Annotated in this window: 21 protein-coding genes and 1 tRNA gene; 11 read left to right on the forward strand and 11 right to left on the reverse strand. The window is 68.5% G+C overall.

Going from position 1 to position 19595, the window contains the following annotated elements:
- Window positions 1–140: 140 nt before the first annotated feature.
- The 6 genes from ACFKCF_RS58130 to ACFKCF_RS58155 form a co-directional block, all read right to left on the reverse strand.
- Complete coding sequence (locus ACFKCF_RS58130) at window positions 141–557, reverse strand: VOC family protein (protein WP_364044847.1); 417 nt, start codon at window positions 555–557, stop codon at window positions 141–143.
- Between the two features lie 233 nt (window positions 558–790).
- Complete coding sequence (locus tag ACFKCF_RS58135; RefSeq protein WP_394505675.1) at window positions 791–1642, reverse strand: alpha/beta fold hydrolase; 852 nt, start codon at window positions 1640–1642, stop codon at window positions 791–793.
- 255 nt (window positions 1643–1897) lie between these two features.
- Window positions 1898–2716 (reverse strand): alpha/beta fold hydrolase, encoded by an 819-nt coding sequence (locus ACFKCF_RS58140; RefSeq protein WP_394505677.1) that lies wholly within the window; start codon window positions 2714–2716, stop codon window positions 1898–1900.
- A 176-nt stretch (window positions 2717–2892) separates the two neighbouring features.
- The gene (locus ACFKCF_RS58145) at window positions 2893–4752 is read right to left on the reverse strand and encodes a CocE/NonD family hydrolase (protein WP_394505678.1); all 1860 of its coding nucleotides are present in this window, start codon (window positions 4750–4752) and stop codon (window positions 2893–2895) included.
- A gap of 247 nt (window positions 4753–4999) precedes the next feature.
- Window positions 5000–6529 (reverse strand): FAD-dependent monooxygenase, encoded by a 1530-nt coding sequence (locus ACFKCF_RS58150; RefSeq protein ID WP_394505680.1) that lies wholly within the window; start codon window positions 6527–6529, stop codon window positions 5000–5002.
- A gap of 232 nt (window positions 6530–6761) precedes the next feature.
- Window positions 6762–7619, reverse strand: a complete 858-nt coding sequence (locus tag ACFKCF_RS58155; protein ID WP_394505682.1) for an SDR family oxidoreductase — start codon at window positions 7617–7619, stop codon at window positions 6762–6764.
- A gap of 140 nt (window positions 7620–7759) precedes the next feature.
- Here ACFKCF_RS58155 and ACFKCF_RS58160 point away from each other — a divergent pair, with 140 nt between their 5' ends.
- Window positions 7760–8371 (forward strand): TetR/AcrR family transcriptional regulator, encoded by a 612-nt coding sequence (locus ACFKCF_RS58160; protein WP_394505684.1) that lies wholly within the window; start codon window positions 7760–7762, stop codon window positions 8369–8371.
- 120 nt (window positions 8372–8491) lie between these two features.
- On the opposite strand, the gene ACFKCF_RS58165 is transcribed toward ACFKCF_RS58160, so the two are convergent.
- On the reverse strand, window positions 8492–8980 hold the full coding sequence (locus tag ACFKCF_RS58165; protein ID WP_394505686.1) for a hemerythrin domain-containing protein: 489 nt from the start codon (window positions 8978–8980) through the stop codon (window positions 8492–8494).
- Complete coding sequence (locus tag ACFKCF_RS58170) at window positions 8977–9285, reverse strand: carboxymuconolactone decarboxylase family protein (protein ID WP_394505688.1); 309 nt, start codon at window positions 9283–9285, stop codon at window positions 8977–8979. The genes ACFKCF_RS58165 and ACFKCF_RS58170 overlap by 4 nt, the downstream gene beginning before the upstream one ends.
- Before the next feature lie 166 nt (window positions 9286–9451).
- Here ACFKCF_RS58170 and ACFKCF_RS58175 point away from each other — a divergent pair, with 166 nt between their 5' ends.
- The 10 genes from ACFKCF_RS58175 (at window position 9452) to ACFKCF_RS58220 (ending at window position 17767) form a co-directional block, all read left to right on the forward strand.
- A complete protein-coding gene (locus tag ACFKCF_RS58175) occupies window positions 9452–10348 on the forward strand; it encodes a LysR family transcriptional regulator (protein ID WP_394505690.1) in 897 nt (298 codons plus the stop codon).
- A 9-nt stretch (window positions 10349–10357) separates the two neighbouring features.
- Window positions 10358–11251: a LysR family transcriptional regulator gene (locus tag ACFKCF_RS58180; protein ID WP_394505692.1), complete on the forward strand. Its 894-nt coding sequence runs from the start codon at window positions 10358–10360 to the stop codon at window positions 11249–11251.
- Window positions 11252–11272: 21 nt separating this feature from the next.
- Entirely contained in the window at window positions 11273–11614 is a 342-nt protein-coding gene (locus ACFKCF_RS58185; protein ID WP_394505694.1) for a Tn3 family transposase, read from the forward strand.
- Window positions 11615–11645: 31 nt separating this feature from the next.
- Window positions 11646–11873, forward strand: coding sequence for a hypothetical protein (locus ACFKCF_RS58190; RefSeq protein WP_394505696.1), 228 nt, complete (start codon window positions 11646–11648; stop codon window positions 11871–11873).
- 202 nt (window positions 11874–12075) lie between these two features.
- Window positions 12076–12993, forward strand: a complete 918-nt coding sequence (locus ACFKCF_RS58195) for a WD40 repeat domain-containing protein (protein ID WP_394505697.1) — start codon at window positions 12076–12078, stop codon at window positions 12991–12993.
- Window positions 12994–13870: 877 nt separating this feature from the next.
- The gene (locus ACFKCF_RS58200; RefSeq protein ID WP_394505699.1) at window positions 13871–14200 is read left to right on the forward strand and encodes a hypothetical protein; all 330 of its coding nucleotides are present in this window, start codon (window positions 13871–13873) and stop codon (window positions 14198–14200) included.
- Between the two features lie 306 nt (window positions 14201–14506).
- Window positions 14507–14968, forward strand: coding sequence for an NUDIX domain-containing protein (locus tag ACFKCF_RS58205; protein ID WP_394505701.1), 462 nt, complete (start codon window positions 14507–14509; stop codon window positions 14966–14968).
- A gap of 56 nt (window positions 14969–15024) precedes the next feature.
- Window positions 15025–15609 carry an SMI1/KNR4 family protein gene (locus ACFKCF_RS58210; RefSeq protein ID WP_394505703.1) on the forward strand — a complete coding sequence of 195 codons (585 nt, stop codon included), beginning with the start codon at window positions 15025–15027 and terminating at the stop codon, window positions 15607–15609.
- A 1020-nt stretch (window positions 15610–16629) separates the two neighbouring features.
- Window positions 16630–17475 carry an aminoglycoside adenylyltransferase domain-containing protein gene (locus ACFKCF_RS58215; protein ID WP_394505705.1) on the forward strand — a complete coding sequence of 282 codons (846 nt, stop codon included), beginning with the start codon at window positions 16630–16632 and terminating at the stop codon, window positions 17473–17475.
- Window positions 17381–17767, forward strand: a complete 387-nt coding sequence (locus tag ACFKCF_RS58220) for a tyrosine-type recombinase/integrase (RefSeq protein WP_394505707.1) — start codon at window positions 17381–17383, stop codon at window positions 17765–17767. The genes ACFKCF_RS58215 and ACFKCF_RS58220 overlap by 95 nt, the downstream gene beginning before the upstream one ends.
- Before the next feature lie 61 nt (window positions 17768–17828).
- Here ACFKCF_RS58220 and ACFKCF_RS58225 read toward each other — a convergent pair.
- The 3 genes from ACFKCF_RS58225 to ACFKCF_RS58235 form a co-directional block, all read right to left on the reverse strand.
- Window positions 17829–17901: transfer RNA gene (locus ACFKCF_RS58225), tRNA-Thr, on the reverse strand.
- 20 nt (window positions 17902–17921) lie between these two features.
- A complete protein-coding gene (gene rlmB / locus ACFKCF_RS58230) occupies window positions 17922–18884 on the reverse strand; it encodes a 23S rRNA (guanosine(2251)-2'-O)-methyltransferase RlmB (protein ID WP_394505709.1) in 963 nt (320 codons plus the stop codon).
- 30 nt (window positions 18885–18914) lie between these two features.
- Entirely contained in the window at window positions 18915–19595 is a 681-nt protein-coding gene (locus ACFKCF_RS58235; protein ID WP_394505711.1) for a winged helix-turn-helix transcriptional regulator, read from the reverse strand.

Consider the following 19595-nt stretch of genomic DNA (forward strand, 5'->3'; position numbering starts at 1 on the left):
ACACCCGCAGGAGACATTCCACCCTGGGCTATCTGAGCCCGATGGACTACGAGCAGCAAACCATCGATAAGGTGCTGCTCGCCGCATGACAATCGGTGTCCACACCTCGGGGTGAGCCCCCCACTGACGGCCTACGACTACTAACCCTTAGGCGGATCATCTAGTTGGGCTGGTAGCAGGGTGCGCAGGACGTCGAACTCGTTGCCCTCGGGGTCGGCCATGAGCACCCAGCTCCGGCCAGGGCCCTGGCCCATGTCCACCTTGGCGGCGCCAAGGCCAAGCAGCCTGGCCACCTCGTTGTCAGTACTGCCGTCGATCGGGCTGACGTCCAGGTGGAGCCGGTTCTTCACGATCTTGCCCTCAGGCACCCGGATAAACAGCAGAGTGGGCGGCATCTGGCGAGCCCGGACCTCCTCGACGGTCGGCTCCCAGGAGCCGATCTCGACCTTGTCCTCGCTCCGGTCGATCACCTTGAAGTCCAGGACCGCGCACCAGAAGGCCGCGAGGCGCTCCGGATCGTGGCAGTCGACAACCAACTCGGTGAACCTACTTGTCATGACTCCTCCAGACAGTGCGGACGGGGGCTCAGCCCATGGGGTTCAGAGGTTGAGGAACCCAGGAACAGCCGTTGGCGCTGAGGATGATCTTGCCCTCTGAGGGTGAGCTGGGATTGATCATTTCCGACTACTCCACCTGAACACGCCGGCGCCCGCAGGTGGACGGCTCGGTGAACGCCCAGCCCCGCCCGGCCGTACAAGGGTCTACGGGCGCCTGGGACGGTTCTCCCGTGTCAGGGTCGCCGGCCGGTGTGGGCGATGATCGTTGCTGCGAGGGGCGGCACGATCGCGCGGGGCAGTGCGTGGCCGAGACCGGATACTGTGACGAGAGTGGCGCTGGGGATGGCGCGCGCCAGCCGGGTGGCGTGCGGGGGCGGGGTGATGGGATCCTCCGGCGCGTCGATCACCAAGGTGGGCAAAGAGACGTTCGCGAGTTCGGCCCCGCGCTCCATGCCCGACTGGTCGGCCAGGGCATGGGCGGCGGGGCTGCGCCAGCTGCCGCTGTGGGCGGCGATCCGGCGTTCAAGATCGGCGAACTCCTCGTCGTCGAAGGGCAGGACGTCCCCGTTGAGGACCCTCCAGTGCTCGACGCGCCAGCGCAGCTCCGTCTCGGGGTCGCGCTCTTGGCCGAGCTCCGCCCACAGAGCGAGCAGCCGGGGGTCGGGCCCGGGCAGGTCGTCGTCGGAGATGCCGGGGTCGGGGGCCGCTCCGCCGAGCAGCGCGGAGCCGAAGATCGTGGCGCTCGACAGCCGGTCCGCGTGGTCGAGGAGGAGCAGTTGGACGAGGGTGCCGCCCAGCGACATCCCGACCACGTGAGCGCGTGCGATCCGCAGCGCGTCGAGGACCGCGATCGCGTCGTCGGCCAGCGCCCGAATCGGGTAGGGACGCTCGTGGAAGGCATGGGTGGAGCGTCCGGTGTCGCGGTGGTCATAGCGGACGACGAAGTGGTCCCGGGACAGCAGCTCGACCAACTCGTCGGGCCAGCCCAGCCCGCTTGCGTTGGCTCCCATCACCAGCAACAGGGCGGGCCGCTCCGGATCGCCGGCCATCTCCACCCAGAGCCGATAGCCGTCCACGACATCCACGAAGGTCTCAGCGCGGCGAAGTCCACCGGTCTGCGGGTCGCCTCTCGGGCCATGACTCACTCCTCATAGGTTGGGGCCCCGGCCCGGCCGCGGTGCGGACCTGAGCCGGCCGCGGCAGCTCGGCCGAGGCGTACCGTCGGCGGCCGGAAAGATCGCGGACCGGCAGGTCGACCAGGCCGAGCCGGGGGTGATGCCGCACGGTCTTCACCGTGGCACCGGCGAAGGCCGCTGCCTGGCGGATCGTCAGTGCGCCGGTCATGCCTTCAGGCGCCCTCCGCGATCGAGGGCGGCGACTTCGCGTACGGCCACGGCGATGGCGCGGAAGTCCTTACGCAGGATCGCACCGTGGTTGCCGGCGACCTTCGCGCCGATGCGGATGTTCGGGTTGCCGGCGATCACCGTATCGAGGCTGGCGCGCATCCGTTCTTGCTCATCGCTGCGGCTTCCGAAGGACGTCCCCGAAGCGACCACATACCGCGCCGGGACGGTGATGTTGTTCAGCACGGGGCCGAGCTCGCGCTCGCGGGAGATCACGCCGAGCTCGATGTTGCTGTCCGCCTGCTGGTCAGCGGTCATCCGCGGGGCCATGCCGAACGGGCGCAGCAGCGGCCAGAACCAGCTCATCCGCCGAAACAGCTTGCGGATCCGCTGCTCCATGGCCTCGTCGAGCCAGTCGTGCGGGTACGCGCCGTCAACCAGGACCGCGCCCACGGTACGGTCGGGATTGCGGCTGGCCCAGTGTGCCGCGACTGCCGCGCCGTAGGACCAGCCGACCAGAAGCGGCCGGTGCACTCCCCGGGCCGCGAGAACGGCATCGACATCGCGGACGTTCGTCTCGAACGAATAGTCCGCCGAACGCTGCGATTTGCCGCGAGCCCGCATGTCGTAGGTGATGTGCCGCCACCCCGTCCCCAGTTCGGCGATGACCCGCCGCCATTGCGGCTGAATGCCGAACTGGCCGTTGAGGTAGACCACGGGGGCGCCGGGACCGCCGGTGTCGGTCACGGCCAGCGCCGTGTCGTCGACCGGCACCATGCCGGTCCAGGTCGCGTTGGCCGGGTTCGAGGTCGTCATGTGTGCTCCTTCGCATCTGTGAACGATGTACGGCGATCGCAGGCGCGATAGTGTTCTTCACCTTCAGCGGCATTTCGTGCCGGGTTTGTGGTGGCAGGTGCCGGCAAGAATGTCCGGGACGTTATGCGTACGGTCGCGACCACGCCGACCGCGACCGTAGGTGAAGATCGATCGAGCTATTTCGCGCTGGACGTGCCGGCGACCAGCTGCAGCGAGACCGACGTGCCGGCCAGGTCGACGGTGACCTTGGTCCCGGTGCCGGGTTCGGCATCGGTGATGTCGTCGTTGGTTCCGGTCAGCACCAGGCCTAGGCGGTGTCCTGCCTTGAACTCGTAATCCTGCGGCAGCATCGACCAGGTGATCTGGTACGACTTGCCCGGCGTCAGCGGGGTCGCGCGGCTCAGCGACTTGTGGTTCTGCGCGTCCAGGATTGCGCGGGTGACCACCTGGAAGCCGGAGGTCACCGTGTTGTCGGCGGCCCTGAAGTAGCAGCCGTCGTCATCGGCCGTGCTCTCGCCGACGCAGTCCTCGCCACCGATGAATTTGAGGCCTTGCCCGCCGGCGGGATCGACGCCGTGGATGCGGGTGTCCTGGCCGTAGTCGACGAGCAGGACGCCCAGGTTGGCGGTCGGCTTGTCCAGCGTGAGGCGCAGGCTCACCGACGGCGTTCCCGACAGCCGCATCGCGGTCTTCAGCGGCGGGGTCAGGAAGGCCAGCCGGTTGGCGTTGGTGGTGGCAGGATCGCCGGCCATCGCCACCTCGGTCTGGCGGGTGTCGAGGTAGCTGCCGGTTCCGGTCGAGGGCTTGCGGCCCAGTGAGCCGTCCTGCCGCGGTCGCAGGGTCACCGTCCGCGTCGGCGCCGGCCAGTCGGCCTGGGCGATCCAGCGGTCCGGGCCGAGCTGTACGTCAACGCGCGGCTGGCGCATGATGTCGTTGGCCACGCCCATCAACTCGTGGTCGAACCACTGGTGCAGGGTGTCGACCCACACGTCGCGGCGGGCATAGAACGGGTCGAGGTGCCCGTACTGCGTCACCCACGCCTTGCGCTGCACGTCGCGGGGCAGCGCGGCCCACCAGGTGGAGAACTGGTCGGCTCGCACGTTCCGGTCCTGCATCCCCACCACCGTGAAGACACTGGCACGCACGTTGCGCGCCTTCGAGATCGGCCCGCTCCGATAGTCGCGCTCGTGCCAGAAGGCGTTGTAGTTGCCCGTCTCGTCATCCGAGCCGGCGGCCAGCCGGCGGCGCACCGCCGCGCATTTCTCCTCCGGGTCGAGATCGACCCGGTCGGCCTGCCACTCCGGTCCGCCCTTGAACCAGGTGAGGGTGCCGTTCGCGCGCCACATCCCGTACCCGCTGCTGAACCCCGCGACCGGCACGATCGTCTCCAGCCCCGCCACCCCGGTGCCGGCGACCCCCATGGCGAGGGCTCCCTCATACGACTGGCCGATCATCCCGGTACGTCCGGTGGTCCAGGAGGCTTTCACTGGATCGCCGTTGTCGTCGTAGGCGGTCGCCCGGCCGTTCAGCCAGTCGATGACCGCCTTCCCGCCGAGCACGTCGGAAGCGCCGTAGGAGGTGGGGCAGCCGTCCGACAACCTGGTGCCGATCATGTCGACGGACACGAACGCGTACCCGCGCGGCACGAAGTAGTTGTCGTAGAACAGCGGAAACTTCGTCAGGTTCCCGTCCGCGTCGTACGTCTTGCGATCCAGCTCGAAGCCGACACCCGGTTCGTCGAAATACGGGCTTTCATGCATGATCACCGGGACCTTGAGCCCGGAACTGCTTTCTTTCGGCCGGATGATGTCCACCCGGACCAGGTCCTTCTTGCCGTCGCCGTCGCTGTCGACCGGCGACTGCACCCGGACGTGCTCGCGGATGGCGTCTTTGTAGGAGAAGGCGGGCTGCGTGAGACCGCCGGAGATCTCGACCGCCGACTTCACCGTCGCGGATGCGGCGGGAGCCCCGGCGGCCACGAGCGCGGTCGCGAGTACGACGGCGGCAAGAGATCCTCGCCGTTGTGAGATGGACATGTGTACCCCCGTTGAGCGGTGTCGATGGTGAAGACAGGGAAACCGGATCTGCCCGGCACGACCCGGCACAGCGGGACGGGTCTGATCACGGCGCGATGCCCGGCGGTGGGCGCCGGCCAGGCGGGGCGGCGAGGGCCGCGACCGCTGAACGGCTCATGGCATACACCGTCGCCGACCGCTCTGATATCGGGCCGTTGCGTCCTGACGTGGTCGCTGACACGACTCCGCATCAGATCTGGTCGTCGTTTCAGGGGGTGCCGAACCAGCCGGAGAGTGCTTCGCGCAGCGCGGGCGCGGCGCTGTCGGCGGGTTCGTCGATGGTCGCCGCCCAGGCGATGTGCGCGTCCGGGCGGATCAGCAGGGCGTCGGCCGGCCGCTGATCGGTCTTGGCGGTGACGACGTCGACGCGAGGCTGCCAGTCCCGGGCGGTCTCGCGCAGGTCCGGGCGGTCGGCGAGGTCGAGAAGGATGGGCCGCGCGGTGTGCAGGAGCTCCGCGACACTGGTCATGCCCTGGTCGGTGTGCAGAGTGAGGTCGGGGGCGAAGGTGCCGGCCAACGCGTGGTGGCCGGAGCCGGGCATCGGGTAGCGGATGTCAGAGCCGGCGACAAGCGCCCCCATGCGGCGCAACGGCTGCTCGTCGGCGAGCAGCTCCTGGAAGACTTCCCGCAGTGCCTCCGCCGCCACATCGTGCCCGCGCCGCAGCGCGACCTGGGCTCGGGTGTGCAGCATGGTGCGGGCGCCGGCGAGGTGGCGTTCGCCGTGGTAGGTGTCCAGCAGCCCGGCCGGCGCCCAGCCGTGGAGGTCGGCGGCCAGCTTCCAGGCCAGGTTGACCGCGTCCAGCATGCCGGCGTTGATCGCCACGCCGGTGGCGGGGAACAGGTGCGCCGCGTCACCGGCCAGCAGGACCCGCCCGTGGCGGTAGCGCTCGGCCTGGCGGGCCTTGAAGGTGAACCGCGACAGCCGGAGCGCTTCTCCCACGGGCAGCGTCACGCCGAGCACGCGGCGGACGCTGTCTTGGAGTTCGGTGACGGTCATGGAGGTGTCGTCGTCGTATTCGGTGGTCTCGTCCTCGATGGTGTAGAGCGAGACGACCCTGGAGTCGGGCGATGAGCCGACTCCGAAGAGACCGTGATCCGTCCGGGTGAAACCCGCGCGGATCGTGCCGAAGCCCGGGCCGTCGAGGTCGCCGTTGCCGAGCACGGTCACCGTTTCGGGCAAGGTGACCTGGGCCAGCCGGTTGACCTCCGGGTAGGTGGTGCCGGGAAACGGGATGCCGGCCCAGTCACGAACCCGACTGCGCGCGCCGTCGCACCCCACGACGTACCGGGCGGTCACCTGGTACGTCCCGTCCGGACCTCGCACGTCCACGGTCACCGCGGCATCGTCCTGGCTCAACCGGGCCACCTCGTGACCGCGGCGGACCTCGACACCGAGTTCGCTTGCGCGCTCGTCGAGCAACCGCTCAAGCAGCTGCTGGGGGAGCGGCAGGGCGTGCATCGGAGGGTCTGCCAGCTGAGTGAAGTCCAAATGCACACCGCCGAACGGGAACCGGGGAGCCGGGACGGGGTCGGTGCAGGCTGCCTGGAAGCGTTCCAGCAGGCCTCGGTAGCGCAGCAGTTCCAGGATCTGCCCGCCGAGACCTCCGGCCTTCGGGGTGTCCCGGCGCCGCGGCTGCCGCTCCAGCACCAGCGGTCGCACACCGGCCAGACGCAGTTCAGCGGCCAGCATGAGGCCGGTCGGACCGGCGCCCACAATGATCACGTCGGTGTCTGTCATTGGCTGATCCTTTCGCGGATTTTCGTCGCGCCCGCGGGCTGCCCGGTCACCGGCAACGTTTCCGCGGGCTTTGGCAAGGCTGAGTCGAGTGTCGGATGAGGGATGATCGAGACGCATGAAGCGTCCTCCTGATGGCGGTACGGCCGAGTGGACAGTCGCCGGCGGAGCTGCCGGAGCCGGCGGTGCGGCGGTTCTGCTGCCGGAAGGGCCGGTGCTCGACGCCGGTCCCCGGTCAACCGGTGGTTTCGGGGGCGGGTACGGCGTGTTCGGCGGCTCGGCTGACCTGCTCCCAGGCGGCCCAGGTCGCCATCCGCCGGCGGGAGATGTCGAAGGCCAGGTCGTAGACCATGCTGCCGAGCAGCAGCCGCAGCGGCGGGTCTTCGCTGTCGACCAGCTTCAGCAGCGCTTCGGCGGCCAGGCGCGGCTCGCTGTCGATCGAGCCCTCGGCCCACTGCTTCTCCAGTTCGGCGCGCAGCGGGCCGTACTCCTCCAGAGGTGAGGTCGTGGTCATGCTGGTGTACAGGTCGGTCCAGTAGCCGCCGGGCTGGACGATGCTGAGCTTGACGCCGAACGCCGCGGCCTCCATCGCCAGCGCCTCGCTCATGCCCTCCAATGCGAACTTGCTCGCGCTGTACATCCCGGTGCTCGGGAAGCCGCCCAGCGCGGCGATGCTGGAGACCTGCACGATGTGCCCGGAGCCCTGGGCACGCAGGTGCGGCAGGACGGCCTGGCAGACCCACATCGCGCCGAAGAGATTGACCTCCAGCTGGGCGCGCGCTTCGGCCTCGGTGAACTCCTCGACCATGCCCGAGGACATGGTTCCGGCGTTGTTGACCACGATGTCCAGCCGGCCGAAGTGCTCGACGGCGGTGTTCACGGCGGCGAACACCGCGTCCCGGTCGGTCACGTCCAGGGCGAGGGTGAGCAGCCGGTTGCCGTACCGGTCGTCGAAGTCCTGGGGCGTGATGGTACGGGCGGCGGCGACCACCTGATCGCCGCGCTCCAGCGCGGCGAGGGCGAACGCGCGGCCGAGACCGCGGCTGGCTCCGGTGATGAACCAGGTGCGGGGGGCGGTGGGCGGGATGCTCATATGCGGGAAACTCCGATCTATTGCATTCACATCATTCGAGACGGTCCGTCTCGTCTTGTCGTGCGAAGGAGACCATACCGACGCGCACCCGCCGCGTCAAGACGGACCGTCTCGTCTCGTTATTTGGTAGGTTCGTCGGCATGACGGCACAGCCCAAGACCCTCCCCAGCACCGCCCGCCGGAACGAGGCCTCCCGGCGGGCCATTCTCGTCGCCGCGTTCGAGCTGGTACAGGAAGTCGGCTACGCCAAGCTGAGCATCGAGGGCATCGCCGCCCGGGCCGGCGTCGGCAAGCAGACGATCTACCGCTGGTGGCCCTCCAAGGGAGCGGTCCTCTTCGACGCCTTCCTCATGCTGAGCGAGCAACCGGACGGGGGAGAGGCCGCCCTGCCCGACACCGGAGATCTGGAGGCGGACCTGAAGGCGGTTCTGCGGGCCACGGTCGTGGAATTGAACGATCCGCGCTACGACGAGCCGATGCGCGCCCTGAACACCGAGATCACCCATGATCCGGCGCTCGCCGCTCTCTACGCGGAACGACTGGACGGCCCGATGAGAGAACTGAAGAAACAACGACTGCGCAGCGCCCAACGGGCCGGGCAGCTTGCCGAGGACCTGGACCTCGACGTGGCCGTCGACGTGCTGTGGGGACCGCTGCCCAACCGATGGCTGCAGCGCAGTGGACCGCTCACCCCCGAATACGCCTACAGCATCGTCGAGACCGCTCTCAACGGACTGCGCCCACGTCAATGAGGCTTGCGAAACCTCCTTTGAGCTCCTTGCGACGCCAAGGAACTGCGTGACGTCGACGCCTCTCGGTGTTGTCATCAATGGCACTGCTGATCAGTGCGAGGGTGGTCGGCGGGATGGTGCTCACGGTGTGGTGCTCCAGCGGTCGAGGCCGGTCGGCCGCGTGTGGAGGCGAGTGAAGCGCGCCCACTGGCGCGCGGTGAGCGTCTGCCCGATCAGCGGAAGCGCCGTGTCCTCCTCATGCTTGAGGTGCCCGGTCAGGCCCGTGACCAGCGAGTCGGTGAGGTCACCGAGCCCGCCGAGGCCGGCTTCGGTGTCGGCGTGCAGCTCGTCGATGGCGTCGATGAGCTCTTCCAGGGCGGCGTGCTCGGCCTCCAGCGCCTCCAGCAGCGTCAGGCGGTCCGGCCGGTGGGCCAGGCTCCGGCGCAGCGGCGGCCACAGCGCCTGGTCCTCGGCGGCGAAGTGGCGACGGAGAGACTGTTTGAACCGCCGCCAGCGCAGGTCGCGGCGGGGGTCCTGGCCGAGCCTGACGGTGAGGCGGGACAGCTGGATCACCTCGCGGCGCAACGCGTCGTGCATGCCGTACACCGCCGTCATATCGAGCTCGCTCATCGCGGCGGCCAGGCCCAGCCGGCGCCTGCGGGCGTCTTGATGGCGGCGGCCGGCTCGGCGTCGGTGTAGAACGGCGCCTCCCGCCAGGCGGCCGCGATCTGCTTCCCACTCTCACCGGCTTTGCCCAGGTTCTGCGTGTGCGCGTGCACGCAGGCGCTGCAGCCGTTGATCTGGCCGGCGCGCCGGCCGACGGTCTCCTGCAACTCGTGGGGGATGCCGCCCTGGTCGACGGCTGTGAAGATGGCGCCGATGCCCGTCATCGCGCCGGGCGGGACGAAGGCAGGGTTGGTCATACGTGCTCGCATGAGGATGCTCCTTCAGCCAATGAGTGAGTCGCCCGGCGACGACATGGGGCGCATGGATTCGGCCGCTTCCGGGTGGTTTCCAGGCTGCACTGCGCCGTGACCTGGATCAACGCCGACTTCGTGTGCTGGTCGATAACATGCGGGTTATCGGAGGAAAGGGATGTATATGGAGCTGCGGGACATCGAGATCTTCCTGGTGCTCGCCGAGGAGCTCCACTTCGGCCGTACGGCCGCGCGGCTGCACGTCTCCCAGGCCCGGGTCAGCCAAGCGATCAAGGCGCAGGAGCGCCGCCTCGGTGCCCCACTGTTCGACCGCACCAGCCGCCGCGTGCGGCTCACCCCGCTCGGTCAGCAGCTCCGCGCCGACCTGAGGCCCGTCTACGCCGGCCTCCGTGACAGCCTCGAACGCGCCCATCTGGCCGCCCGCGGCATCACCGCCGTGCTCCGCGTCGGCATGATCCCGGGCAACGCCCACGACCTGCGCGCCTACTGGCAGACGTTCCGGTCCCGGCACCCGCACTGGGACCTGCGCATCCGCCACGCGCCCTTCACCGACCCTTTCGCGGTTCTCCGCGAGGGCACGGTGGACGTCCTGGTCACCTGGCTGCCCGTGGTGGAGGACGACCTCACCGTGGGACCGGTCCTGTTCACCGACCCCCGGCTACTGGCCGTCGCCGTGGACCACGAGCTGGCCACCCGCTCCGCCGCCTCGATCGAGATGCTCGCCGACTTCCAGCACACCGACTCGCCGCGGCTTCCCGGCTACTGGGCCGACGGCTTCCTGCCCCCGCACACCCCGCGCGGCCACCGGATTGTGCGCGGCCCGCTCGTCACCCACATGGAGGAGCTGCTCGCCCTCGTCAGCGTCGGGGAGGTCGTCAACTCCCTGCCCGCCCACTCCGCCCGCTACTGGAGCCGTCCTGACATCGCCTGGCTGCCCTTCCATGACTTCGAACCCCTGACCTACGTGCTGGTGTGGCACACCGAGGCCGAGAACGACGTCGTCCGCGCACTCGCCCAGACCGTGTGCGACCTCGGTCCGCTGCACCTCAGCCTGTCCTGAGAGACGTCAGTGGAAATACGGGACATCGAGATCTTCTTGACTCTGGCCGAGGAGCTGCACTTCAGGCGGGCCGCCGAACGGCTGCACGTGTCCCAGGCCCGGGTCAGCCAGGCCATCTCCGAGCAGGAGCGCCGCCTGGGTGGGACGCTGTTCGACCGCTCCAACCGCCGCCAGGTCCAGCTCACCTCGCTCGGCCGTCAGCTCCGCGACGACCTGAGGCCCGTCTACGCCGGCCTGCGCGACAGCCTCGAACGCGCCCGCCTGACCGCCCAGGGCATCACCGCCGTGCTCCGCGTCGGCATGCTGCCCATCAACGTCCACGAGCTGCGCCCGTACTGGGACACCTTCCGCGCCCGCCACCCCGCCTGGAAGCTGCACATCAGCCACCCGCCCTTCGCCGACCTGTTCGGCGGACTGCGCCGCGGCGAGATCGACGTCCTGGTTGCCTGGCTACCCGTCGAGGAGCCCGACCTCACCGTTGGCCCGGCGCTCTTCGCAGAGCCTCGGGTGCTGGCCATCGCCGCCGAGCATGAACTCGCCGGGCGCACGTCCGTCTCGCTGGAGGTGGTGGGCGACTTCCAGCATGTCGACATCGAAACCAAACCGGACTACTGGTTCGACAGCTATGTCCCGTCTCACACCCGCAGGGGCCGCGCCATCGAGCGCGGCCCGCTCGTGCGCAGCAGCGCCGAGATCCTCACCTGGACCGGCATGGGCGAGGTCGTGGCACTCTTCCCCAGCCACATGACGCGGTACTGGGTACGGCAGGACATCGTCTACCTGCCGGTCCACGACGTCGAGCCCCTGACCTACGCGCTGGTATGGCGGTCAGACACCGAGAACGACCTCATCCGCGCGCTCGCCCGGACCGTCCGCGACCTCGGCCCTCACCCTGGCCCCTGACCAGGCACCACGGACCGCCGGATGCGCCCGCTGATGTCAGCGCCGATCCCCGTGATCCTCGCGTCGTGCACCTGCTTCCGGTCGAACTCCAGACGGCGGTTCATCCCGCGTGGGCCGTGGGAGGCGGTGTATTTGATCGAGGGGCTGCTGGCCAACACCTCCGACATCCAGCCCTCCACCGTGCGTGCGGACACCCAGGGGCAGAACTTTCCGGTCTTCGTCCTGGCCACCTTGTTCGGGTCCGACATGATGCCGCGCATCCGTAACTTCAAGGATCTGATCTTCTTTCGCGCCTCGGACAAGATTGCCTACCCGCATATCGACCAGCTGTTCGGCGAGAGCGACCGCAACGTCATCGACTGAAAGCTGATCGAAAAGCGCTGGACGGGACCTGATGGCCATGCTCGCCCTGGCCCTGCTGGCAGCCATCGCCGCCGCCCAGCCACCCAGCACCGACGACGACCGCATCCCGCTGACCCTGCCCGAGATCCGCTGGCTCCTGGCCGCGCTCGTACTGACCCGGCCCCACTCCGCTACGCACGTCCTGCGCTGGTCAGACTGGCGCCGCCGCCACCAAGCAACAGCCCGGCGCTGCCACTACCAGCGCAGATCCGAACCATGATCGCGAAGTGTCACTGGAGTACTAGTCTAGGCGGTCACTTGAATTCTGCTCGCACCGCCCGAGGCAGCTACCCCACAACCAATCGCTGACCTGCGCGATCTATCGGCGATCTAGCTCCGCGGCCCGTTTCCGGCGTATTCCGGCCGACCCCCATGTCCGGCGGGGAATGGCGAAACTCAGTCCCGGAGGACAGTGGGTGGCGATGGAGGATCCCGATCAGAACCGCCTCGGGCTCTGGGACCTGCGCGGCCGCAAGGAGGTGGCGACGTTCCCGCTCGACGAATTAGGGGCATGGGGATTTGACCGGAGCGGCACCCGCATGCTCATCGCGGACTTCACGAGCGTGCGGCTGATCGACCTCGCGACACGCAAGAAGCTCTGGCAGATCCCCACACCTCACAAGAACACGAACAACCCCGGGCGTGCCGACTTCAGCCAGGACGGCAAGACGATCGCGCTCACACTCCAGCCATCCACCCAGGAAGGCAGCTTCCGGCTACTCGTGCTGGACACCGCCAATGGGCGCATCCTGCGCACGTTCGGCTCGCAGATCGACGGCGGGCCGTACACGCCGGACGGGCGCCTCGCCTCGACTTACGGAAGGTTCATCGACCTCACCACCGGCAGGCCGGTCGACGCGGCCTTCGATGTGGTACGCGGCGCCTCGGCAGTGGCCGTCGACGACCAGGGGCGGCTGGCGTTCAGCGCCGGTCCGGCCGGCCGCATCGCGATGTGGACGGTCCAGGGGCCGGAGCAGATCACGCCGGTTCTGCGCGGCACGACGGGTCAGATCGCGGAACTGGCCTTCTCCTCGAAGGGCGATCTCCTCGCCAGCGTGACCATGGACGGCATCCTCCAGGTCTGGGACGTCAACGCCATGCGGCGGCTCGGCGGCGCGTTCAACCTGCACGGCTCCCAGATCACCTCGCTCGCCTTCAGCCCGGACGGCTCCACCCTCTACGCCGCCGGCTGGGGTTCCGTCCACGAGATCCCGATCGGTGCCGATCGGATCGTCCAGGACGTGTGCCGCCGTGCCGGGCACACGCTCTCCCCGGCCGACTGGGCCGCCTCCCTCAAGGACGTGCCCTACCGCGACATCTGCCCGACCAGGCAGCCCTAGTGAGCTGGTCCTGAATGCAGGGGTCACCCCATGAGGCGGGTACGAGCTGGGCGCGCGGCAAGCTCGTCACCTCCAGCAACCAGCCGTTCGCCCACTCCGCCTTCCGCCGACCGACGCGACACGCTGTGGCGATGGAGCGCGGTGAGTCCTGCTACACCGGCGACTCTCACGTCGAACCGCTCATGCAGATCATCGACGGCAAGGGAGCCTTCACATGGCAGGGTCGGCGCGGAAGCCTCCTTCTCGACCGGGCTCCCGGGCGGCGGCCCCCGCTCAGGCGACGGTCATCCGCTACCCTGACCCGGATTGATCATTTTCGGGAGAAGGTGCCGCATGCAGCAACCCGCGGCAGCAGCGCCATCCCCGGTGGCGGCGGTGCTGCGCTTCGGTGCGGTTCTGGCCGCGTCCGGACCGGTAATCCTGACGACCTTCGGGATCGGCAGGCAGAGCGTCGGCTGGTTCTGTTCCGTGACGGACTCCGCTCTCTGTCCGGTGGACGGTCCTTACGCGCTGGAGAACGTGCCGGGAGAGCTGCTGTTCTGGGGCGTTCTCCTGCTGCCGGTCGCCGTGGCCGGACTTCTCCTACGTGGGTCACGCCGGGTCATGCTCACCGCTGTCGTCGCGGTCGGCACCGTGCTCGCGTTCGGGCTCGTCACCGCACTTTTTCTGCCGGGCCCCGACCCATGCACCGGGCTGGAACGTGCGATCGTGCCGCCGTGGCCCTTGATCGTCTGTTATCCGGTGGCCGCGGGGGCGCTGCACCTGGCGGCTCGGTCACCTCTGCCTCGGAAACAGTCCGGGATCACCCTGTGGACGGGCGCCATCGGCGCGGCGGCGTGGGCGGCGATATTCCACCGCTCCTGCCCGATGGGGACGATTGGCCGGCGCCGCGGCCGCAGCGGCTCTTCTCCTCTTCCCGCTGCTCGACGTCGCGACGTACATCAGCCAGTCCGGCGGCGACTTCGAGATGCCTTTCGCCGATTCGGTACGGTGGCCGCTGCTTGTCTCGGCCGTCCTCGTCACGTCGGCCGCTCGGAGCCCTCGGGTGCGAATCTCCTGGGCTGGGACCGTCCACCAGGCACGAAGCATGATCGGCGAACGGTCGAAAGGCGCGCTCCCCGGCCGGGCCAAAGAACTCGCCGTCGCCGCTGCGATCGCGGTTGCCGGCATCTGGCTGATCGTCTCGTCCTTCACACCGACGCGCTAGAAGCACAACGACTTAGGCTCTCGGCCGGAGTGCCATCTACGCCGGGAGCACGACATCACGAGTGCGAACACGATCGTCCAGGGCCGTTCGGGTGAGGCGACATTCTCCGGGATGAGGTCCGGATCGTGAGGGCAAAAGCCGGTTCGTACGCAGCCGCCCTGGGGTCGTGGTCGAATCCGTGCTTTCCGGGGACCGTCACGAACTGGAGGACGCCTACGCATTGGTCAGATCACGGCACACAGTCTTTGATCGACGGCCCCGCAGAACTCAGCCGACTCCGCCGGACCCGATCGTATGATCCATTCCATGCCGATCCCCCGAGCGGTTGCCGTGGTCGTCGACGGTATCCGAGTCCTGGTCATCAAGCGGTTCCTCCGACACCGCCCCGGCGTCACCTGCGTCATGTGCGACGCCGCAGGCTGGCGGGGGCCGGCCTGTCCCGGGCACCACTACGCGGTTCTTCCCGGAGGCCATGTGGAGGATGGCGAGTCGCCGGAGAGCGCGGCAGTTCGTGAGCTCCACGAGGAGACGACTCTCACCGGGACGATCGACCGGCTGCTCTTCGCCAGCTCACACAATGGCCGACCGGCCTTCTACTTCCTCATGCATGATGTCAACGGCACCCCGTTGCTCTCCGGCGAGGAGGCTACGGAACACGGACCGAACAACAGCTTCGAGCTCAGATGGGCGACGGCCGCCGAATTCGAACAGCTGAACCTGTACCCCGTGGACGTGCGCGGGCCACTTACGGAGCTACTTCGTAGTTGACCCCTGATGTGCCGAGCCAGGCAGCCTTGGCTTTGTCCTGCACGTGCAGCAGCCACTTGAAACGGGAGATCTTCTTCACAATGAGTGCCCAGTACGCATGGTCTGAACGCTTCCCTGCACGGCATCCGGCGACCGAGGGTTCTGATCACCCGGCGGTCAGTCCACTGGGCGATCTGTATCCTCCCGCTACCGAAGCAGAGGTCCGCAAGCTTGAAGAGGGGCTGGGTGTGGAGCTGCCGCCGAGTTACCGGCAGTTTCTCCTGTACGCCAACGGGTGGGGCAGCGACGATGACTGCTGCCTGCTGCGCATCGAAGAAGTCGGCTGGCTCCGTGATGTCGATCCCTCGATCGCCGAGAGCTGGTCAGAACCCAAGCCCGACAACTCATGGAGCGTGCCCGACGAGCTCTACTTCGTCTACGGACACGAGCAAGTCTCCGGCGACATGAGAGGTGAGTATGTAGCCGACACCCTTCTGGCCGGGTATTGGGACGACGGAGTCGTTCTCCTCAATCCCCACGTCAGCACCTCTGAAGGTGAGTGGGAGGCCTGGTATCTCGCGCCATGGCTGGCCGGCGCCACGCGCTACAGGTCCTTCTGGGACCTCGCAATGGACGAGCTGAGAATGCGATACCCGAGTTGATCTCGCATTCGTCGTTGAGCTTCGCCGACTCGGGTCCTTCGTGGCGGTGGTCATGCGCGTGGGCGGCGCCGGCCACGACCGGCCGAAGAGCCACAGCGCGGCCGGTCGCCGCAGTTGAAATGCGGTTGAAGACGTAGAGAAAGTGCTCATCCGCGAACGTGCAACCCTAAATGATCTTGATGTGCTCAGGCGGAAGTTTCGCGTTTGCCGGGATGCCCGCGCCTGACGAGCTCACTCCCTTGGACGCCCATGCCGGGAGTTGGGTGGCGTGCCTGCCCCCGGAACGCGTTGACGAGATACGGCAGCGCGCCCGGTCATTCCCGCAGCGTCCCCGCACCCGCCCGTTTCCGCCGTCGCAACCGTGGGAGCAGTACAAGCCGAGCTCCGGTGCGACGCTCATCCGGATGCTCGCGTATCGGAACCTCGACTGGACGAGTACGGCCAAGTGTCTGCTTTGCCTCACCGGTCTGGGATCGGCCGGCACCACAATCGGGAGGACCGGTCGCGGCGTCAAGGTACGGAGGCCCCTGACCTGCTTGCCAGGCTCGCGACCGTGTTGAGCATCCCAATCGACGACCTCGCCGCCGTTACCCGCGTTGACCTTCCCGAGAACCCACCACCTGCACGCTGAGGGGCGTGATCGTTCCGGACATCGGCGCCCGCGTCATCCACGAGCAGACCGCGACGGCGGCGGACGTCTTTGCCCGGGCCGTCAACGACGGCCGACGAGGGGAATCGAACCCCGGACCTTCTGTTTACAAGGTCCCCAAACGATCTTCAATGTCGTTCAGACGCGTTCGCCGGGCAGATGGCTGGAGACTGCAACGTCCGCAGTAGTCCACCGACGTTCGTGACCGTCCAGCCCGGTGGCTCCCAGGGTCGCTCCCACTTGAGAGCTCGTAATCCCCTCTGATCGCTGACCGTACGGGCGCGCACATGTAATGCACGGCGGGCCGCTGGCGCAGAACCTTCGGATTAAAGTGTTGTAGCGCCGAATGTCCGCGCCATAGGTTCCCTGGAGTGCTGAGCGACTTCCTTCATCCGGCCGACCGCGCCCAGTCGTGGGACGACTGCGACGCCGATGTCCGCGAGTATGTGACCGGCACGCCTGCGGCCGTCGGCATCCCACTTGTCGGCGCCTATCTGCACGGTTCCCTGGCGATGGGCTGCTTCTACCGCGCCAAAAGCGACCTGGACCTGCTCCTGGTCGTCGAGGAGCCGCTCAACGACCGGCAACGGGAGCACGCCTCCCTCGCCCTGGCCATGCGAAGCGACCGGCGGCCGATCACCGGCGATCTGGAACTCTCCATCCTGACCCGCCGACAGGCGCGAGCACACGAGCATCCGCGACCATACGAGGTGCACTATTCCGCCGCGTGGACGGAGCGGATCCTGCTCGGCCAGATGGACTACAACGACCGGCATCAGGCCGATCCGGACCTGGCCGCGCACATCACCGTGACACGTAGCCGGGGCGTGGCCCTGATCGGGGAGCCGCCGCAGGACGTCTTCGCGCCGGTGCCGGAGTCCGACTACAAGGCGGCCGTTCTCGAGGACCTGGCGTGGGCGCTCAAGGATGATCACCTGCTGGAATCCCCCTATTACGGGGTGCTCAACGCGTGCCGCGTGATCGCGATGCTCGAAAGCCCTCCCGGAACCGTGCTGAGCAAGGAGGAGGGAGCCCTGTGGGCCCTGGAGGAACTGCCCGAACGCCATCGGCCGATCGTGGAGCAGGCGCTCGCGTGCTATCGCAGCGCTCGACCGGTCTCACTTGAGGAACGGGAGACCGACGGCCACGCATGGTGCGCCGACGCCCTGCGGGCATTCGCCGCCCACGCCCTACAGCACGCGGACGTCCGACCCTGACACCTTCTCGCACCTGTTCTCCCGGCTGGCCAAGAATGCGAGCCTCGGCCACTGGCACCCGCACGAGCTCCGCCATTCCGGCGCGTCGCTCATGCTCGCCCAGGGAACCCCGCTCCACGTCGTCTCCGAAGTCCCCGGCCACGCCAGCATCGCGATCACCAAGGACATCTACGGGCACCTCCTGGAGGGCGACCGCCGGGCCGCGACCGAAGCCATCTCCAGCGCTCTCCTGGGGAAACAGACCCCGGTGGCTCCCAAGGTGGCTCCCAAAGACGCCGAAGATACCGGTTGAAGGTCGGAAAGCACAAGGCCCCTGAGGGCGTAATGCCTGCTCAGGGGCCTTTCGCTTGCAGAGCCGACGAGGGGAATCGAACCCCTGACCTTCTGTTTACAAGACAGATGCTCTGCCGATTGAGCTACGTCGGCGCGGCCTACCAGTGTAGACGCTAGAGGCGCCTGTGACGAGCGACTTCGTACAGCGCCACTCCGGCCGCCACTCCCGCGTTGAGCGACTCCGCGGCCGCCTGTATCGGGATCCGGGTCACCACGTCGCACTGCTCCCGGACCAGCCGGGAAAGCCCCTTGCCCTCCGAGCCCACGACCACCACCAGTGGCTCGTTGAGCAGGTCGACGTCGCCGATGTCGGTCTCGCCGGCGCCGTCGAGGCCGATGACGAACAGGCCCGCCTCGCGGTATTCGCGCAGCGCCGCCGTCAGGTTGGCCGCACGGGCCACGCGCATGGTGGCGAGGGTGCCCGCGGAGGTCTTCCAGGCCCCGCCCGTGACCCCGGCCGAGCGGCGGGAGGGGATGAGGAGGCCGTGGGCGCCGAAGGCGGTGGCGGAGCGGGCGATGGCGCCGAGGTTGCGCGGGTCGGTGACCGAGTCGAGGGCCACGATCAACGGGACCTCGGCGGCGTCCTGAGCGAGCTCCACGAGGTCGGACGGGTGCGCGTAGTCGTACGCGGGGATCTGCAGCACGATGCCCTGGTGGACGGCGCCCTCCGTCAGGCGGTCGAGCTTGTCGCGGCTGACCTCGAGCAGGGCGATCCCGCGCTCGGCCGCGATCCTGATGGAGTCGCGTACGCGATCGTCGTTGTCCATGCGCTGGGCGACGTAGAGGGCGTTGGACGGAACGCCCGCCTGCAGGGCCTCGAGTACGGGGTTGCGACCGCCGATGTATTCGGGCGCGTCCTCGGAGCGCCGCTGCCGCGCGGGAGCGGGACGTCGGACGCCGCCGCGTTCCTCGCGGGCCATGCGCTCGGCGCGGGCCTTGTCCTTGTACCAATGCCGCATTTCGGCAGGCGGGGTCGCGCCCTTGCCCTCGAGCGACCGGCGGCCCTGCCCTCCGGCGCCTTTGGACGGGCCCTTCTTCTTTGCGGGCCTGCCCGAAGCCCTACCGCCTGCTGCCATGCAACAAGGGTACTCGGGCCGCCGGGCGCCTTATCCCATGCCGGGAATGAGGCGTTCTTCCGGGTCCGGGATGCGGAAGATTCCGTACAGGGCGCCCAGAGCCGCCGGGTCGCCGGACGCCTCGGCGCGACGTTCCTTGACCGCCTCCGCGAACGTCGTACGCCCGGCCGCCATGTCCACCAGCACCTCGTCGTCGGTCTCGATGACGGCGTCGGGACGCTGCGCCGGACCGTGCTGGGTGTCGATCGTCCCGTCCTGGACCAGGGCGTGGAAGACCTCGTCCCCCACCCGGAACTCGTACATCGCCCGCACGCCCCGCGCCGCCTCCGCGTCGAAGCAGGCCCTCAGCCCCAGAACCGCCCATCCGCCGTGGAACGCCTCGCCCTCCCGGCGCTCCCCCATGGCCCATTTCATGCCCCAGCGCGCCAGGGACAGCACGGCGGGGGCGAGTTCGGCGCCGGCCTCTGTGAGCGTGTACGCGGGCGTGCGGGCGGGCGCCGGGAGCGTGACCTTCCGTACCAGTCCTTCGCGTTCGAGATGTTTGAGGCGCGCGGCCAGCAGGCCGGTGCCGAGGCCGCGGAGGCTGTTCTGGAAGTCGGAGAAGCGCTTGGGGCCGGTCAGCAGGTCACGCACGATGAGCAGCGTCCAGCGCTCCCCTACGAGGTCGAGCGTCCGCGCTGTGGCGCAGAACTGGTTGTACGTCCGATCCAC

The sequence above is a fragment of the Nonomuraea sp. JJY05 genome, from assembly GCF_043496855.1.
Taxonomy (GTDB): domain Bacteria; phylum Actinomycetota; class Actinomycetes; order Streptosporangiales; family Streptosporangiaceae; genus Nonomuraea.

Coding starts and splice junctions, on each gene's coding strand:
- ACFKCF_RS58170 (WP_394505688.1), bottom strand. CDS start 9,285: ATGCGAGCACGTATGACCAACCCTGCCTTCGTCCCGCCCGGCGCGATG.
- ACFKCF_RS58145 (WP_394505678.1), bottom strand. CDS start 4,752: ATGTCCATCTCACAACGGCGAGGATCTCTTGCCGCCGTCGTACTCGCG.
- ACFKCF_RS58150 (WP_394505680.1), bottom strand. CDS start 6,529: ATGACAGACACCGACGTGATCATTGTGGGCGCCGGTCCGACCGGCCTC.
- ACFKCF_RS58140 (WP_394505677.1), bottom strand. CDS start 2,716: ATGACGACCTCGAACCCGGCCAACGCGACCTGGACCGGCATGGTGCCG.
- ACFKCF_RS58205 (WP_394505701.1), top strand. CDS start 14,507: ATGCCGATCCCCCGAGCGGTTGCCGTGGTCGTCGACGGTATCCGAGTC.
- ACFKCF_RS58195 (WP_394505697.1), top strand. CDS start 12,076: ATGGAGGATCCCGATCAGAACCGCCTCGGGCTCTGGGACCTGCGCGGC.
- ACFKCF_RS58130 (WP_364044847.1), bottom strand. CDS start 557: ATGACAAGTAGGTTCACCGAGTTGGTTGTCGACTGCCACGATCCGGAG.
- ACFKCF_RS58190 (WP_394505696.1), top strand. CDS start 11,646: ATGGCCATGCTCGCCCTGGCCCTGCTGGCAGCCATCGCCGCCGCCCAG.
- ACFKCF_RS58175 (WP_394505690.1), top strand. CDS start 9,452: ATGGAGCTGCGGGACATCGAGATCTTCCTGGTGCTCGCCGAGGAGCTC.
- ACFKCF_RS58185 (WP_394505694.1), top strand. CDS start 11,273: ATGCGCCCGCTGATGTCAGCGCCGATCCCCGTGATCCTCGCGTCGTGC.
- ACFKCF_RS58160 (WP_394505684.1), top strand. CDS start 7,760: ATGACGGCACAGCCCAAGACCCTCCCCAGCACCGCCCGCCGGAACGAG.
- rlmB (WP_394505709.1), bottom strand. CDS start 18,884: ATGGCAGCAGGCGGTAGGGCTTCGGGCAGGCCCGCAAAGAAGAAGGGC.
- ACFKCF_RS58155 (WP_394505682.1), bottom strand. CDS start 7,619: ATGAGCATCCCGCCCACCGCCCCCCGCACCTGGTTCATCACCGGAGCC.
- ACFKCF_RS58165 (WP_394505686.1), bottom strand. CDS start 8,980: ATGAGCGAGCTCGATATGACGGCGGTGTACGGCATGCACGACGCGTTG.